The organism is Candidatus Sulfidibacterium hydrothermale (assembly GCF_020149915.1).
Taxonomy (GTDB): domain Bacteria; phylum Bacteroidota; class Bacteroidia; order Bacteroidales; family F082; genus Sulfidibacterium; species Sulfidibacterium hydrothermale.
Genome location: NZ_CP083760.1, coordinates 1,714,820 through 1,730,433, shown reverse-complemented (window position 1 = coordinate 1,730,433; position 15,614 = coordinate 1,714,820). Strand labels below are relative to the sequence as shown.

Genomic DNA, 15,614 nt, shown 5'->3' with positions numbered 1-15,614 from the left:
TCTCGGATTGACAACTTCGACAGGATTTTTTAACTTTGTACACATCTTCTGTCAGCGGCTGTACCAAAATGAAAAAATACCTGTTTCCTATTATTTTTCTGTTTTCAGTTTTGTTCAGTCCGCTATGGGTAAATGCCCAGAAAAAACACCAAACCTTTAAAGACACGCTGGATCATGCTTTTGATGTGAGCTATTACCTGAAAACGCTCCACGGTTTTTTACCCCTGGTCTCCCCTATCACTGAGCCGGCTGTCGGCTACGGTGCAGCCGGCGGCGGATTATTTTTCATTACCAAAAAAGCTAAAGTCAACGAACATCAATTCAGAATGCCTGATATTGCCGGTGTTTTCGGCGGCTATACCGCCAACGGCACCTGGTTTACCGGAGGCGGTTATTTTGGTTTTTGGAAAAAAGACCATATCCGCTACCGGGGCGTTTTCGGTTATGGAGACATCAAATTAAAATATTACGGCGAGGGGAATGATTTCCTGGATAAACACCCGGTAACTTTCCGGATAAAAAGTTACTTTTTCCTGCAACAGATGATCTTCAGGCTGGGAGACAGCCCTTTTTTTCTCGGCGGGAAATTTCAATGGATGAAAAATACCGTCGTTCTCTTTGACAATTCCGAAATTCCCGGAATCAACCCCATAGACCTGGATGCAACCAATGGTGGTTTAGGAATCATTGCCGAATACGAAAGTTACAACAATCTTTTTTCTCCATCCAGAGGAATCCGTATGAATCTCACGTACGACCAGTATTTAAAATTTCTGGGAAGCGACAGAGATTTTGGAAAGATCACTTTTTTCGCTTGTTATTATCAGCCGGTCATTGCCCAACACTGGACCGCCGGATTCCGGTTTGAATCGCAATGGGCTACCGGAGACCCGCCTTTTTATATGAAACCTTTTATCCAACTGCGGGGAATTCCTGCCATGCGCTATCAAAACGATTTGACAGCTCTTATTGAAACGGAGCAAGAGGTGGCAATCAACCGGCGATGGAGCATACTGGCTTTTGGGGGATACGGAAAAGCTTTTTCGTCGTATAAAACGTTCTCGGAGGGAGTCAATGCCTGGAATGCAGGTACAGGATTCCGCTATCTTATTGCCCGGTTGTTCGGGATGAAAATGGGAATGGATGTAGCTCGCGGGCCGGAACAATGGGCGGTTTATGTTGTGGTGGGAAACGCCTGGATACGATGATTCTTCGTGCTACACTCTTTCCTTTCAGCAAATTGGATAAAACAAAATAATACGAACTCGATATAAGAGATTAAAAATTTATGTACATTTGAAAATAATTTAAATGGTAAACCATGAAAATGATTGATAAGGAAAAATTTCTGGAAAACTTCCAATACTTTGACAATGAAGTTATTCTGGAGATTATTAATATTTTTATTAATGAATATCCGGAACGGATGGAAACCCTGCGGAAAAATATCGACGACAAGGATTTCGACCAGTTAAAATTTAATGCACACAGCCTAAAAGGGGTTGTCGCCAATTTTGTAGCTCCCGAGGTGCAAGAGCTGGCACGCCAACTGGAAATGAAAGGTGCAGAGCAAGATTTTTCGGACGTGGAAGAAATCTACACCGAATTACGAGAGAAAGCAGATATTTTAGTAGATGAACTGGAAGAAATAAAAAAAGAATATGAATAACCATCCGGTTTAAGATTCTTTTTTACCGTTTCCTGCCGGAAAACTTTTATCCCAAAACTTACATCGGAACAAAAAACAAAAGCCGCATAAAAGCGGCTTTTGCAATATAAACTGAATTGTCCGAAAAATATCAAATGTATTTCAACTCCCGCAAAGTATCTTCCACCAAACGGTAACTTCTTTCAATGTCATGATCCAATCCGACAGAAAAGCGGACTAATCCGGGAGAAAGTCCCATTTCGCGCTGTAATTCTGCAGGTACTTCCGAGGAAGTACTCTTTCCGGAATTGGAAAACAGGGTTTTAAAATACCCCAAACTCACCGCATGGTAGCCTACTCCTTTTTGCTGCATCAGTTCCATAAACGGAGCAGCCCGCTCGGCGGTATCCAGGTCAATGGCAATCATGCCGCCAAAGCCAAAATCAGGATTCATCAGCTGTTTCATCAATTCATGTTGCGGATGATCGGGTAAACCGGGATAAATGTGTTTCAGCCCGATTTCTTTAAACTTTTTTGCCATGTACATGGCATTTTCGCTGTGTTTTTGCATCCGGATATGCAAAGTAGCCAGGTTTTTCAAAATATTAGATGAACGCAACGGATCGAGTACCGGTCCCAACAACATGGCCGTGCCATCGTTCACATTACTAATGGCATCAATAAATTCACGCGAGGCACAAATGGCTCCGGCCACCGCATCATTTTTCCCGTTGATAAACTTGGTCATACTGTAAACCACAATATCTGCCCCAAGCTGTGCCGGAGAAAAAATCATCGGCGTAAAGGTATTGTCCACCACCAGTTTCATATCATGTTCCCGGGTAATTTTAGCCAGTTCAGGAATATTGGAAATTTGCAACATCGGGTTGGTCATCGATTCGGTATAAAGCAACCGTGTATTGGGACGAATGGCCCGTTTGATGCTTTCCAAATCGGTAATATTTACAAACGTAACCTCAATATTGAATTTTTTAAGGTAGTTGGCCAGAAAGGCGTAAGTACCACCGTAAGTAGTAATACTGGTAATGATGTGATCGCCGGCATTACAAAGCTGCAAAATGGTAGTAGTGATAGCCGCCATTCCGGAACCGGTAACCCAGGCGAGTTCAGTACCTTCCATGGCTGCCAGTGCTTCGGAGAGATAGCGGTTGGTCGGATTCCAGTGTCTGGAATACAGAAAACAACCTTCACTCTCTCCGTGAAAAGTCTTGATCATTTCCTCTTCGGTCATGAACGTAAAAGTGGCCGAATCAGTAATCGACGGATTTACTCCGCCAAATTCACCAAACTGCTCCAGCTTTTGGATGGCTGTTGCCGGATCAAAATGTTTTTTCATGACATCGGGTTTTTATGATTTTCTGATGCAAATTTAATAATTCAACACCAATTTTGCAAAAAATAAACCTATTAAATATTATAACCAATAATTTTTTTATAATTTTGCATTATAATTACAATTTTAATTATGATTTAATATTTTTAAATAAAAAATAATGGTTCATCCTTTTCAAATTGATAGTCTGGATAAAAAGATTCTGGAATTTTTAAGCAAAGATGCCCGCACCCCCTTCCTGGAAATTGCCCGGCAATGTCATGTTTCGGGCGCATTAATTCACCAAAGGGTAGAAAAAATGCAGGAAGCCGGAATCATTTCCGGTTCCCGGTTTTGTATTGAACCCAAGGGATTGGGATACCATACCACGGCTTTTGTAGGCATACAGGTTAATCTGATCAATACCCGCACACACGAAGAGGTCTTTGAGAAAATCTTACTCATTCCCGAGGTGGTAGAGTGTCATCATACTACGGGCAAATACTCGCTTTTTTTGAAAATATACGCCCACAATAATGAGCATTTAAAAAAGATACTGGTCGAAAACATTCAATCGATTCTGGAGGTTACTGCTACCGAAACTTTTATTTCGCTGGAAGAAGGTTTTCGCCGACAACTGCCTACTGACCTGGAATAAACCCGTGATTACTTCCTGAAAAGCAAAAAGTTGATTTTTTCACTTCCCGGAGTATAAAACAGAAAGCCGGCAACCCCATGGCTGTTTGGCTTTTTTTTGTACTTTGGTCTCCACAAAAATAACCTTATGAAGTTTACTGCAGAACAGATAGCCGCAGCATTGGGCGGCACCATTGAGGGAAATCCGAAAGCAGAAGTTTCCACGCTTTCGAAGATTGAAGAGGGGAAACCCGGCAGTTTAAGTTTCCTGGCTAATCCGATGTACACCAAATACATCTATTCCACAAAGGCCGACATCATCATTGTCAATCAGGATTTTGTTCCGGAAAAGCCAATTCATCCCACCCTGATACGGGTAAAAGATGCCTATTCGGCTTTTACCGACCTTTTACGCATGTACGAAGAGGCCAAAAACAATAAAACCGGCATCTCAGAAAAAGCTTCCATAGCCGAATCTGTCCAATTAGGAAAAAACGTTTACATTGCCGATTATGTTGTTATTGGAGAAAATACAACCCTGGGAGACAATGTAAAAATTTATCCCGGCGCAATTGTGGGCAGCCATTGTACCATAGGAAATGACACCACACTGTACGCAGGAGTAAAAATTTACGATGAGTGTGTTATTGGGAACCGTTGTACTTTGCATGCCGGAGTAGTTATTGGCGCTGACGGTTTTGGATTTGCACCACAAAACGACGGGACATACAAGAAAATTCCGCAAATCGGAAACGTCGTTATTGAAGATGATGTGGAAATCGGAAGCAACACCACCATCGACCGGGCCACGCTGGGCTCCACTCTTATTCACAAAGGGGTCAAACTGGATAATCTTATACAGATAGCCCACAACGTGGAAATCGGGGAGAACACGGTAATTGCCGCACAAACCGGTATTGCCGGTTCCACTAAAATTGGAAAAGGCTGTATGATTGGCGGTCAGGTAGGAATTGTTGGCCATCTAACCATTGCCGATCATGTAAAAATACAAGCGCAGTCAGGAATTAGCAAAAGCATAAAAAAAGAGGGCTCTCCCTGGGAAGGCTCTCCGGCATTTCACCTTCCTGATTTTTTAAGGGCTTATGCCCGGTTCAAAAACCTTGTTTCCATGGAACAACGGCTGACAAAACTGGAACGACAACAGCGTGAAAAAAAGTAAATTTACCCCATCAAAAGCACAGACAGACACTTTCCGGTTCGGAAAAGTGAAACCAAACAAAAAAAATACTAATTTTGTGCCCAATTTATTTAAATAAACATAATACCGTTTTAATGACTGAAAGGCAAACAACCCTGGAAATCCCGGTTTCCATAGAGGGACAGGGGCTGCATACCGGCACGTTGGGAAAGATGACATTCCTCCCTGCTCCCGCTAATCACGGAATAAAATTTAGGCGTGTGGACTTGGAAGGCCAGCCTGTTATTGATGCAACCATTGAAAATGTAATTAGTACCGACCGTGGGACCTGTATTGGCGTGAACGGCGCCAAAATCTTTACCATTGAGCATGTCATGGCTGCTTTTCGCGGCATGAATGTAGACAATGTCATGGTAGAGCTGGATATGGAAGAAATTCCGATCAAAGACGGTTCGGCAAAATATTTCGTGGAAGCCATTGAGCAATCCGGCATCAAAACACTGGATGCCCCCAGGGAATACATCGAGATTACCGAAAATATTAAACTTGAAATTCCTGAAAAGAAAACAGTGATAGAGATTCGTCCGTCCAAACGGTTCTCACTCAACGTTACCATTGATTTTGAATCAAGGGTACTGGGCGAGCAAACAGCAGAGATGGATGATATCTCCGAATTCAAAGATAAAATTTCTCCTTGCAGAACTTTTGTTTTTCTCCATGAACTTGAATTCTTGCTGAAAAACAATCTGATTAAAGGAGGTGATTTAAACAACGCCATTGTTTTTGTTAATCACCAGCTTCCGCAGGAAGAAATGGATTACCTTGCTGATCTTTTCAAAAAACCGCGTGTAAAAGTGAATGGCAACGGAATCCTGAATAATCTGTCGCTTTATTTCGACAACGAGCCGGCCCGCCATAAACTTCTCGACATGGTAGGTGATCTGTCTCTTCTTGGGAAACCCATTAAAGGACACGTAACCGCTTATCGTCCCGGGCATCATGCCAATACGGAATTTGCCCGTTTAATTGCCGAAAAACTTAGCGTTTTAAGCCATGATTAAAGAACCACCTTTCGATATTTATACCGAACCGGTGTACGACATCAACCGGATAAAAAAAACGCTTCCACATCGTCCGCCTTTTTTACTGGTTGACAAAATATTGGAAATCTCTGATGATCACATCATCGGTTTGAAGAATGTGACCATGAATGAGCCGTTTTTTGTCGGACATTTTCCGAATGAACCCATCATGCCCGGCGTGTTACAAATTGAAGCAATGGCTCAGGTTGGGGGTATTTTTGTGCTACATGGCATTCCCGATCCGGAAAATTATTCCACCTATTTTTTGAAGGTGAATAATGTACGGTTTCGTTCTAAAGTTGTTCCGGGCGATACCCTTGTTTTTTCACTTGAGCTGGCGGCTCCTATCAAAAGAGGGATTTGCGACATGCACGGAAAAATTTTCGTGGGAAACAAACTGGTGATGCAAGGCGATTTGGTAGCACAAGTGGTAAAAAATAAACAGTAAAATGAATCAACCTTTAGCCTACGTTCATCCTCAGGCAAAAATTGCACCGAATGTTGTAATCGAGCCTTTTGTTAATATCGAAAAAAATGTAGAAATTGGTGAAGGAACCTGGATCGGCTCCAATGTAACGATTATGGAAGGAGCCCGTATCGGGAAAAACTGTAAGATTTTTCCCGGGGCAGTGATTGCTGCCATTCCCCAGGACCTTAAATTTTCAGGCGAAGAAACGCTGGTGAAGATTGGCGATAATGTCACCATTCGCGAATTTGTTACCATCAACCGCGGAACCAAAGCCAATTGGGAAACCGTAGTGGGAAATAATTGTCTTTTAATGGCATACGTACATATTGCCCACGACTGTATTCTCGGAAATAATGTTATCCTTGCCAATGCCTGTAATTTAGCCGGCCATATCGAAATTGACGATTTTGCCATTATTGGCGGCATGTCGGCCGTTCATCAGTTTGTTCACATTGGCAAACACAGCATGGTGGGCGGTGGAAGTATGGTGAGCAAGGATGTTCCGCCATTTACCAAAGCCGGAAGACACCCCATCTCTTTTGTCGGAGTAAATTCCATTGGACTCAGAAGAAGGGGCTACTCCAACGAGCAAATTAATTTTATCCACGATGTTTACCGGAATCTTTACCTGAAAGGACGAAATATTTCTCAGGCTACCGATTACATCGAAGCCAATATGCCGATTAACAAAGACAGGGATGAGATTCTCAGCTTCATCGCAAACTCACAACGCGGCATAATGCGCGGATATCGAAGAGTAAAAGAGTAATTTTTTAAAACACCTTATTGTTTTATTATGGCAACAACAGCAGACTTCAGAAACGGACTGGTCATTGAACACAACGGCGAATTATGGACCATCGTTGAATTTCAACATGTAAAACCGGGAAAAGGCCCGGCCTTTGTTCGTACAAAACTAAAAAATGTAAAAACCGGACGTGTTCTGTCCAACACCTTTACCTCCGGAGTAAAAATTAACGTTCAACGTATTGAAAAAAGAAGTTACCAGTTCCTTTATCGCGAAGGAGAACAGTATCATTTTATGAATACGGAAGATTACGAGCAAACCTTTTTGGATGAAGCCATGATTCCTGCTCCTGACTTATTAAAAGAAGGAGATTTGGTTACCATTGCTTTTCATGCTGAAACAGAGTCTCCTATTGCCTGTGAAATGCCTGCTTACGTTACACTGGAAGTAGTTTACACCGAACCGGGTGAAAAAGGGAACACCGCTACCAATACTTTTAAAGATGCCAAACTCGAAACCGGTGCTATTGTAAAAGTGCCTCTTTTCATCAATATCGGAGATAAAATTAAGGTGGATACCCGAACACACGAGTATTCTGAAAGAGTGAAAGAATAAATTTTACGCGATTAAAAAAGGAAAGCCGGAATTAAAAAAGTTCCGGCTTTTTTTATGATTCAACCAAATCTTGTTCTTTTCTGAGGTCGTAAACATCCAAAGCCACCAGAATAGCCATAAAACCCCATACAGGAACCGAGAGCTTATCAGTATCCAGAAAATTATTTAAAAATCCGTGAACAAAATAGGTAATCAGCCCAAGGGTAATTACCAGGCTTAACCATTTTACTTCTTTGTCATCAGAACGGGAATGAATGGTCAAACCAAGAAAAACAGCATAACCAAATAATAACAGGACGGAAAGCAAGCCTAAAATTCCCTCTTCGGAAAGTGGGCCGAGATACTCGCTGTGTGCTGTCCCCCGGTCTCCCAAGTTAGTAGAAATAACCGTCCGTTCGCTGGCCATCTGAAAAGGTGCATAAACAAATTGATACGTTCCTGGTCCCCATCCCAACAACGGACGTTGATCAAACATCCGGATCGCAGATGCCCACCGGTTTAACCGCTCCAGATTGGAAGCATCTGACGAAATATTAGTCATCGACTGCAGGTGTTGTTCCATATTGGTAGAAGAATCCTGGCGATTTTTTTCCATTCGGTCTAAAACCGACTGGTAAGAAAGTATTCCTATTACGACCAATACCACTGTCCCCAGAGCTACCCAACGAAAACGAATACGCAGCAAAACAATGACCAGGACAATAGCAGCCACTCCCAGGCTCAGCCAGGCCGCCCGGGTATACGACAGAACCACAGCTACTGTAAACAACGCAAAAAAGGGCAAAACCACCAGCACTTTTTTCCAAAAAGAATAGCCGGAAGCCAGCAACATTCCTCCCAACACCGGCAAATACATGGCAATGGCTGCTCCATAAGCCGTGTGGTCATTATAGAACGGAGACATCACCCAATGGCCTGAATCTTCGTCAAAACCATGGGCAGCATGACGAATCAGGGTATAGACAATAACTCCGCTTAAAGCAACTATGTAAAGCCACAAAAAACGATAGATATTGCGTTTTTGGCGAAACATGGGCACAGCCACAAAATAAAAAGGAATGACAAACCATATTCGCGACAGCAGATGTTTAAACGAAACCAACGGCAACTGGCTGGTAACAGAAGTAACAAACATCCACAAAAGACTAAAATACAACAGATAAGATAAAGGATGAGCCGCCACGCTCCGCGGATAACGGCGGGTCAGCAATACATTTCCCAAGAAAACAATCACCACACCAAACATCAGCGGTTCAGTAGGTATTGACAATGCGGCTCCGATACGCGGATCCTGGAAGTTAATCGCTAACGGCGTAAAAAAAGTAATGAACAACAATACCTTATCCAAAGAAACAAGGTAATAATAAGCAACAATCAACACCAAAGGCAAAACAAAAAACCACAACGTTTCACGCCGGATCAAAAAATACAATCCTCCCCACAAAAACAGCCCCACAAGAAGGTATAAAAGGATAATATTTCTTGTTTTTGCCACAGGCCGCATCACTACTGCTCATTTTGTCCTGATCTTTTCTTTTCCAGAAAAGAAATGACTACCAGAGAAAGTGTAAATACCGACAAGACCGAGATAAGAACGATGAGCCAGCGGATAGGATAATCCTTTTTATCAGGAACAAACGGATAAGTAACCACGTTGGTATAAGTCACATTGGAAACCACATGACGATATTCCAATTCATAATTCAATTTTACCTGAACGTAGGCAGCGGCTTCTTTTTTTAACATATTCACCAGTTGCACCAGCTCTCCGCCGTATTTTCCCATATTCCTTGCCAGCCGTTTTGCTTCAGCCACATCCGCTTTCGATGGATTGGTCTGCACATTATGCAAATAGGCTTTCATAATCTGCTGTGACTGATAATCATATTCAAAAATTCCTTCTTTCGTTCCCAACTCACGCAAGCGATTTTTCAACGAATCCATAAAAACCCGTTGCCGGTGCAACTGTCCGGCATAAGCATCAGCCAGCTCTCTAAATTTCTCTTTTTGCATACGGCGTACTTTCCGGTTATAAAAATCCAACAAAGCATCGACCATCAGCTTCGCCGTATCCGGACTTTTATCCAAAACAGCAACTCTTACCGCTTCATAACTGGTTTTGGAGATAGAAACATTTTCGTGATACTGGCGCAACAACTCGGTAAGATAATATTTGTAATGCGGATCAATTTCATAGTGTTTCCCCAAAGAAAATTTACGGATCATACTATCCACAATATCCTGTGACTGAAAGATCTGTATCATCTGTTCCGTGGTACTTTCTTTGGAATAAGCTTTGATATTATCAGGATAGACCACAGCATATGATTTATACAGCGGCGTAATAAACCGTGGTCCGGAAAAAAAAGCGGACAGCGCCGCAGTAAGCAAAACAATGATTAAAAGATGGTATTTCCATTTCATTAAAATCTTCCAGCTCTCCCGGCTGTCAAATTGATAATCCATAGGTTTTGTTTTAAAAATAAGATTGATGCGCTTCGGCGCAACCAGTTTTTAGAAAATAAATCTCTTTCTTTAAAAAAATCAAAAGTAGAAAAATTAACGGGGATATGAAAGAAAAAAATCCCTTTCCCCGTGCGAAACAGCAAACTGCTGTCAGGCTGTTTTTTCCGAAACAAGCAACCAGAACTTTTTCACATCCAATGTTTTCATTAAAACCCCCATTAACAATCCCACTCCCGGAAGTAACAACAACTGCATTTTCCATGATAAAATGCCTGCCTCCTGCAGGAGCAGCCCGGCCAAGAAAGTTCCGGCAAGCAATACAAAAAGGCGAAGCCACAAATCGCGCCGGATGTTCAGCCGCACCAACCGGAAGGCGAAGATCAGCTGAAGAACCGCTGTGCCCCATTGTGTAACCAACGTAGCCACTGCCGAACCCACTGCCTGATAATGCGGAATAAGCAAAAAATTCAAGGTAAAATTAATTATAAGTCCGGATAAAGCGATTCCGTTTAACACCCGCAGGTTATTATTAGCCGTAAGTAAAGTCCCAAAAATATAATTCGAAGCAATTCCGGCAAAGCCCCACATCAAAAGCCGGAAAATGGTTGCCGACTGTTCCATTCGCAGTTGATACGCCATGGCCGTTTCGCCATGACGAACCGGGTACATCCATTGCATCAAATCTTTGGCAAAAAAATGAGTGGTTACGGCACCGATCACAACCCCTGTCATCATAATCGAAAACGCCAACCGGACCAGATTATCCACCGGAATCTTATCTTTCAGCATTTTTGAAAAGAGAGGCAGTAACAATACAGCAAAAAGATAAGCCAGATTCTGGGCCGCATCCAGCAACCGGAAGGCCTGTGCATAAACTCCCGCCTGCTGGTCGCCTACCGGAACCGGCAAAAGCCGCTCAATCATCACACTATCCATCCGGGAATAAAAACTCATCAGCAAAACCAGTAAAGCAAAAGGGAAACTCCGGCGTAAAACCAACTTAAAAAAGTCCACATCCCATCGCAGGGTAAGCTTACCGGATTTCTTCAGCAACACCACCCAGGCCACTGCAGCAGTCAGCAAATAGGCCACCGTTTGTGCATAAACAAACCACTCGATGGAAAACCGCCCATGAAAAATTCCGGTCCACAGCAGCACCCCCACCATACCGATCATGAGTATACGGTCCATGACCGAGAGCACGCTGTCAACAGTAAACATGAGCAAACCCGAAATATTTGACCGTAAATACAGAATAAACGAAAGCAAAAACTGATTAAATCCTACCCAGGCCAAAAGATAAAGTTGGCGTCCGCGATAGCCAATCAGCCAAGCCACCAGAAAGATCAGTACTCCATAAACAACGCCCAGTAATAATTTCATTACGGCCATTCCGCCGAAGTGCTCTTTCAGCTGATCATGATTCCGGGCAATGTTCCGGTTATTAAAATTCGTAATTCCTAAATCGAGAAAGATGTAAAAAAGATAGGAGAAATTGAAAACTGCAAAATAAAATCCGTATTCCCGGCTTCCCACCATATTCTGTACGGTTCTGTCAATACCGAGAATCCAAAAGGGTTTCACCAGTAAATTCAGGAAAAGTAAAAAGACCAGGTTTTTCAGAAATTTCTTCTGCATTTCACAAAGATATACAAATGCGCGGCAACTTCCGTTTTTGCGGTTTTAAAACCCAAGCTGGAAAAAGAAATTATGAAGAACACCCGGCAACAGCACAACCGTTAACATCATTCCGAAAATTGCCCCCCAGAAGTGCGCACTATGTCCAACATTGTCCGTACCTTTTCGCTGCATATAAGCGGTATAAACGAGATACAGGATTCCGAAAAGCCACGACGGAATAGCAAAAGGAATGGGGAAAAGATAAATGCTGCCCGTGGGAAAAATCAGGATACTTGAAAATACCACAGCCGACACAGCTCCCGAAGCTCCCACAGCACTGTAATACACATTGTTTTTATATTTTCCGTAATCGAAAAGTACCGAGAACAAAACCCCGCCGAGATAAAACAAAAAATAGTAAAACAAGCCCTTTACCCCATAGTTTAAACGGAAAGCACGTTCCACAATATTCCCGAAAGAATACAGCACCCACATATTGACCAATAAATGCAGCCATCCTGCATGAACCAGGGCATACGTTCCAAACCGCCATACTTCTTCGCGGTGATGAATTTGATACGGGCTAAACTTTAAACGACTAAACAAAGAAGAATCATTAAATGCCCAAATGGAAACCACCACCGTAACTGCAAGAATAAAAATATTCATAAAAAAAAGTCTTTATTTTCAGGCAAAAATAAGCAAAAGCCGACATTTTCCTTTTCCGGCTTCCCACTATTTTGTAATTTTGCATAAACAAACAAACTAAATTTAACATGGACTACTCCAGATATCAGTGGCCCGACAAAAAAATTCTGATTGCTGATGATGACAGCCTGTCAAGAAGATATTTTGCGAAAGTACTGGAACCCACAAAAGCTACTCTTTCCTTTGTACGAAACGGGAAAGAAGCTGTAGCCTACTGTAACGACCATCCCAGAATTGACCTGGTTCTGATGGATATTAAAATGCCCATTAAAGATGGACTAACCGCCACACGAGAACTGAAAAAAAACTTCCCCCAAATTCCGGTTATTGTTGAAACGGCTTATGCTTTTGACTATGACAAAATAAACTCTTTAAAATCAGGAGCCGACGAATACATTACCAAACCCATCCTGCGCGAAAAGCTTTTCGATATGATGGAAAAATATCTGAACGTATAACTACCGGCCACGGCTCAACACATTTTAACTCGAAAAATCTGTATAATAATTACAGATAAGCTGAAATAAGGGGTAACCGCCAAAGAATTGTTTTAACAAAAGTAATTCTCACCCTTTATTTCATACTTTTGTGAAAACAAAATCATTTAAAGTTCTGGTTATCATGGAAGGAAAGGGGAATAAATCATTAGACAGCCTGCTTGAGGATTATAAACGTGATTTAAATGCTGAAATCAAACGGCGATTGGAAATCGAGGACATTTTAAAACAAAACCAGGAGCGATACCAAATTATTACCAGCCTTACTTCTGATTATGTCTTCGAAACCAGGGTCTTTCCTGATAACAGAAGAGAAATTCACTGGGTAGCAGGTTCTTTTAAAAAAATTACCGGCTATTCTTTTCAGGAATATTCTAAAATTACCGGATGGCCCAAGATTTTACATCCCGAAGACCATGATAAAGATACAGAGGCCTTTCAAAAATTATTAAAAAATCAACGTGTAAACACAGAAGTGCGTTTAGTCCATAAAAACGGGAAAGATGTCCATGTTCAAACTTCCTGTATTCCGGTTTGGGACAAACAGAACAATCGGTTAAAAGCCATCATTGGCGCAGTAAAAGATATTTCCGAAGAAAAACGCAGTCATTTGTTCCGGGAAATCCAGTTCAATATTGCCCATCGCATGATCACTTCCCATACATTACAAGAGCTTTTTATTACCGTGAAAGATGAGCTCAATAAAGTGATTGATGCCAAAAATATTTTCATTGCCTTATATGACCCCAAAGCCGATAAACTAACCACCATACTTGGTGCTGACGAAAAAAAATACGTCAAAGAAATTCCCCCTCATCATTCCCTTTCTGCCATTGTTATGAAGAAAAGGAAAACCATGCTCTTCAAAAAAAAGGAGATCCTAAAATTGGCCCGAAAAGGGGAAATTACTTTAATAGGCGCCCGATCAGAAAGCTGGATGGGAGCTCCTCTTATCATTAAAAACCGTCCTTTGGGAATCATGGCAGTTCAAAGTTATTCTGATCCGAATGCTTACGACGATAAAGCCAAAGAAATTTTCAGCACCATTGCCAGCCAGTTAAGCCTTTATATCGAACAAAAGAAAACCGAAGAATTTGACCGGAAACTGTCCAAAGCCGTAGAGCAAAATCCCGCTTCCATCGTCATCACCGATACCGACGGAAATATCGAATACATCAATTCCAAGTTCACAGAAGTAACCGGTTACACCCTGGAAGAAGCCATTGGCCAAAACCCAAGAATCTTAAAATCAGGAGAACACGACCTGGCTTTCTACAAAAACCTATGGAACACTATTTTATCCGGAAAAGAGTGGAACGGAGAATTCCTGAACAAAAGAAAAAACGGCGAGTTGTATTGGGAAAACGCACTCATCTCCCCTATTTTTAATAACACCGGAGAAATCACCCACCTGCTCGGCATAAAAGAAGATATCACCGAGAAAAAGAAACTGTGGGAAGAATTGATAAAAGCCAAAGAAAAAGCGGAAGAAAGCGACCGGCTGAAAACGGCATTTCTGCAAAATATCTCACACGAAATCCGCACACCGCTTAATGGAATACTGGGTTTTGCCGAACTCCTGGCAATGGAAGATTATCCGGCCCAACAAATCAAAACTTATGCAAGTTATATTTTAAAAAGCGGACGCCGGCTGCTTAACCTGATCAATAATATTATTGATATCTCCCGAATTGAATCGGGTTCCATTCCGCTGAAGATCGTTCCTTTTTCGCTTAACCAGTTACTAAACGAACTACGCCAACCTTTTGAGTTACAGGCCCAAAAGAAAAACCTGAGCATTCAATTCCGGTTTTCGCTCCCCGACGGAGAAGACACCATACAAACAGATCCTGAAAGACTCACACAAATCATCAATAACCTGCTGGGAAATGCACTGAAGTTCACCGAGAAAGGGAGCATCGAATTGGGATATCAAAAACAGGAACATGAGTTTCTGTTCTGGGTAAAAGACACCGGCCGAGGCATTTTCCCCCAGCATCAGAAGCTGATTTTCGAACGTTTTTATCAAGCCGACACTTCCATCTCTCGCGATTTTGAGGGAGCCGGACTGGGGCTTCCCATCAGTAAAAATCTGACCGAGTTGCTGGGTGGAAGAATGTGGTTGAAATCTGTCCCGGGAAAAGGTTCCACCTTTTATTTTACCTTGCCGTTATCAACAACAAAAATGCAAAAAGCGCCCTCTTCCGGAGAAAATCAAAAACCGGTACGGCTTATAAAACAAAAGAAAAAACCGGTAATTCTCATAGCAGAAGACGACGAAACCGGATTTCTGTATCTCAAGGCAATCCTATCTCCACAAAATGTGGAAATCATCCGTACGATCTCCGGTAAAGAAGCCGTGGCATTAACCAAAAAACACCCAGAGATCGACCTGGTTTTGATGGACATTAAACTAACGGAATTAAACGGTTTGGAAGCCACCCGACAAATTAAGGCTTTTCGCCCTACCCTGCCGGTAATTGCCCAAACAGCTCACGCTTTTGCATCAGACAAAGAGGCTGCCCTGAAAGCCGGTTGCGATGATTTTATCACAAAACCTATTGCCCAAAAGAAATTGATCCAAATACTAAATCATTACATCGGAAAAAATCCGGATGCCGAAAGCTGATTTT

At 42.1% G+C, this 15,614-nt stretch carries 13 protein-coding genes and 1 pseudogene; 9 read left to right on the top strand and 5 right to left on the bottom strand.

Features of this window, described 5'->3' with window-relative positions:
• The first annotated feature begins 68 nt into the window (after nucleotides 1-68).
• Together LA303_RS06785 and LA303_RS06780 are read left to right on the top strand one after the other, a co-directional pair.
• Nucleotides 69-1,208 (top strand): BamA/TamA family outer membrane protein, encoded by a 1,140-nt coding sequence (locus LA303_RS06785; RefSeq protein ID WP_240524533.1) that lies wholly within the window; start codon nucleotides 69-71, stop codon nucleotides 1,206-1,208.
• 113 nt (nucleotides 1,209-1,321) lie between these two features.
• Nucleotides 1,322-1,669 (top strand): Hpt domain-containing protein, encoded by a 348-nt coding sequence (locus LA303_RS06780; protein WP_240524532.1) that lies wholly within the window; start codon nucleotides 1,322-1,324, stop codon nucleotides 1,667-1,669.
• Between the two features lie 130 nt (nucleotides 1,670-1,799).
• On the opposite strand, the gene LA303_RS06775 is transcribed toward LA303_RS06780, so the two are convergent.
• Entirely contained in the window at nucleotides 1,800-3,005 is a 1,206-nt protein-coding gene (locus LA303_RS06775; RefSeq protein WP_240524531.1) for an aminotransferase class I/II-fold pyridoxal phosphate-dependent enzyme, read from the bottom strand.
• Between the two features lie 157 nt (nucleotides 3,006-3,162).
• Here LA303_RS06775 and LA303_RS06770 point away from each other — a divergent pair, with 157 nt between their 5' ends.
• From LA303_RS06770 to efp, 5 genes and pseudogenes are all read left to right on the top strand, one after another.
• Nucleotides 3,163-3,639, top strand: a complete 477-nt coding sequence (locus tag LA303_RS06770; protein WP_240524530.1) for an Lrp/AsnC ligand binding domain-containing protein — start codon at nucleotides 3,163-3,165, stop codon at nucleotides 3,637-3,639.
• A 126-nt stretch (nucleotides 3,640-3,765) separates the two neighbouring features.
• A complete protein-coding gene (gene lpxD, locus LA303_RS06765; protein WP_240524529.1) occupies nucleotides 3,766-4,797 on the top strand; it encodes a UDP-3-O-(3-hydroxymyristoyl)glucosamine N-acyltransferase in 1,032 nt (343 codons plus the stop codon).
• Between the two features lie 113 nt (nucleotides 4,798-4,910).
• Nucleotides 4,911-6,306, top strand: a pseudogene (locus tag LA303_RS06760) (bifunctional UDP-3-O-[3-hydroxymyristoyl] N-acetylglucosamine deacetylase/3-hydroxyacyl-ACP dehydratase).
• A 1-nt stretch (nucleotide 6,307) separates the two neighbouring features.
• Nucleotides 6,308-7,096, top strand: coding sequence for an acyl-ACP--UDP-N-acetylglucosamine O-acyltransferase (gene lpxA, locus LA303_RS06755; protein ID WP_240524528.1), 789 nt, complete (start codon nucleotides 6,308-6,310; stop codon nucleotides 7,094-7,096).
• Nucleotides 7,097-7,123: 27 nt separating this feature from the next.
• Nucleotides 7,124-7,690 carry an elongation factor P gene (efp, locus tag LA303_RS06750; protein WP_240524527.1) on the top strand — a complete coding sequence of 189 codons (567 nt, stop codon included), beginning with the start codon at nucleotides 7,124-7,126 and terminating at the stop codon, nucleotides 7,688-7,690.
• A gap of 52 nt (nucleotides 7,691-7,742) precedes the next feature.
• Here efp and LA303_RS06745 read toward each other — a convergent pair whose 3' ends face one another.
• The 4 genes from LA303_RS06745 to LA303_RS06730 all read right to left on the bottom strand — a co-directional run bounded on the left by LA303_RS06745 (nucleotide 7,743) and on the right by LA303_RS06730 (nucleotide 12,445).
• On the bottom strand, nucleotides 7,743-9,194 hold the full coding sequence (locus LA303_RS06745; protein ID WP_240527122.1) for an O-antigen ligase family protein: 1,452 nt from the start codon (nucleotides 9,192-9,194) through the stop codon (nucleotides 7,743-7,745).
• 2 nt (nucleotides 9,195-9,196) lie between these two features.
• Complete coding sequence (locus LA303_RS06740) at nucleotides 9,197-10,156, bottom strand: Wzz/FepE/Etk N-terminal domain-containing protein (RefSeq protein WP_240524526.1); 960 nt, start codon at nucleotides 10,154-10,156, stop codon at nucleotides 9,197-9,199.
• Nucleotides 10,157-10,306: 150 nt separating this feature from the next.
• Entirely contained in the window at nucleotides 10,307-11,794 is a 1,488-nt protein-coding gene (locus LA303_RS06735) for an oligosaccharide flippase family protein (protein WP_240524525.1), read from the bottom strand.
• Between the two features lie 45 nt (nucleotides 11,795-11,839).
• Nucleotides 11,840-12,445, bottom strand: coding sequence for a rhomboid family intramembrane serine protease (locus LA303_RS06730; protein WP_240524524.1), 606 nt, complete (start codon nucleotides 12,443-12,445; stop codon nucleotides 11,840-11,842).
• Nucleotides 12,446-12,552: 107 nt separating this feature from the next.
• On the opposite strand from LA303_RS06730, the gene LA303_RS06725 reads away from it, so the two are divergent.
• Both LA303_RS06725 and LA303_RS06720 read left to right on the top strand, forming a co-directional pair.
• Nucleotides 12,553-12,942 (top strand): response regulator, encoded by a 390-nt coding sequence (locus tag LA303_RS06725; RefSeq protein WP_240524523.1) that lies wholly within the window; start codon nucleotides 12,553-12,555, stop codon nucleotides 12,940-12,942.
• Nucleotides 12,943-13,105: 163 nt separating this feature from the next.
• The gene (locus LA303_RS06720) at nucleotides 13,106-15,610 is read left to right on the top strand and encodes a PAS domain S-box protein (RefSeq protein WP_240524522.1); all 2,505 of its coding nucleotides are present in this window, start codon (nucleotides 13,106-13,108) and stop codon (nucleotides 15,608-15,610) included.
• Nucleotides 15,611-15,614 lie beyond the last annotated feature (4 nt).

What these genes read in the sequence shown, in the direction of transcription:
- LA303_RS06735 (WP_240524525.1), bottom strand. Translation starts at nt 11,794, where the DNA reads ATGCAGAAGAAATTTCTGAAAAACCTGGTCTTTTTACTTTTCCTGAAT.
- lpxD (WP_240524529.1), top strand. Translation starts at nt 3,766, where the DNA reads ATGAAGTTTACTGCAGAACAGATAGCCGCAGCATTGGGCGGCACCATT.
- LA303_RS06720 (WP_240524522.1), top strand. Translation starts at nt 13,106, where the DNA reads ATGGAAGGAAAGGGGAATAAATCATTAGACAGCCTGCTTGAGGATTAT.
- LA303_RS06740 (WP_240524526.1), bottom strand. Translation starts at nt 10,156, where the DNA reads ATGGATTATCAATTTGACAGCCGGGAGAGCTGGAAGATTTTAATGAAA.
- LA303_RS06725 (WP_240524523.1), top strand. Translation starts at nt 12,553, where the DNA reads ATGGACTACTCCAGATATCAGTGGCCCGACAAAAAAATTCTGATTGCT.
- LA303_RS06770 (WP_240524530.1), top strand. Translation starts at nt 3,163, where the DNA reads ATGGTTCATCCTTTTCAAATTGATAGTCTGGATAAAAAGATTCTGGAA.
- LA303_RS06785 (WP_240524533.1), top strand. Translation starts at nt 69, where the DNA reads ATGAAAAAATACCTGTTTCCTATTATTTTTCTGTTTTCAGTTTTGTTC.
- LA303_RS06745 (WP_240527122.1), bottom strand. Translation starts at nt 9,194, where the DNA reads ATGCGGCCTGTGGCAAAAACAAGAAATATTATCCTTTTATACCTTCTT.
- LA303_RS06775 (WP_240524531.1), bottom strand. Translation starts at nt 3,005, where the DNA reads ATGAAAAAACATTTTGATCCGGCAACAGCCATCCAAAAGCTGGAGCAG.
- efp (WP_240524527.1), top strand. Translation starts at nt 7,124, where the DNA reads ATGGCAACAACAGCAGACTTCAGAAACGGACTGGTCATTGAACACAAC.
- LA303_RS06780 (WP_240524532.1), top strand. Translation starts at nt 1,322, where the DNA reads ATGAAAATGATTGATAAGGAAAAATTTCTGGAAAACTTCCAATACTTT.
- lpxA (WP_240524528.1), top strand. Translation starts at nt 6,308, where the DNA reads ATGAATCAACCTTTAGCCTACGTTCATCCTCAGGCAAAAATTGCACCG.
- LA303_RS06730 (WP_240524524.1), bottom strand. Translation starts at nt 12,445, where the DNA reads ATGAATATTTTTATTCTTGCAGTTACGGTGGTGGTTTCCATTTGGGCA.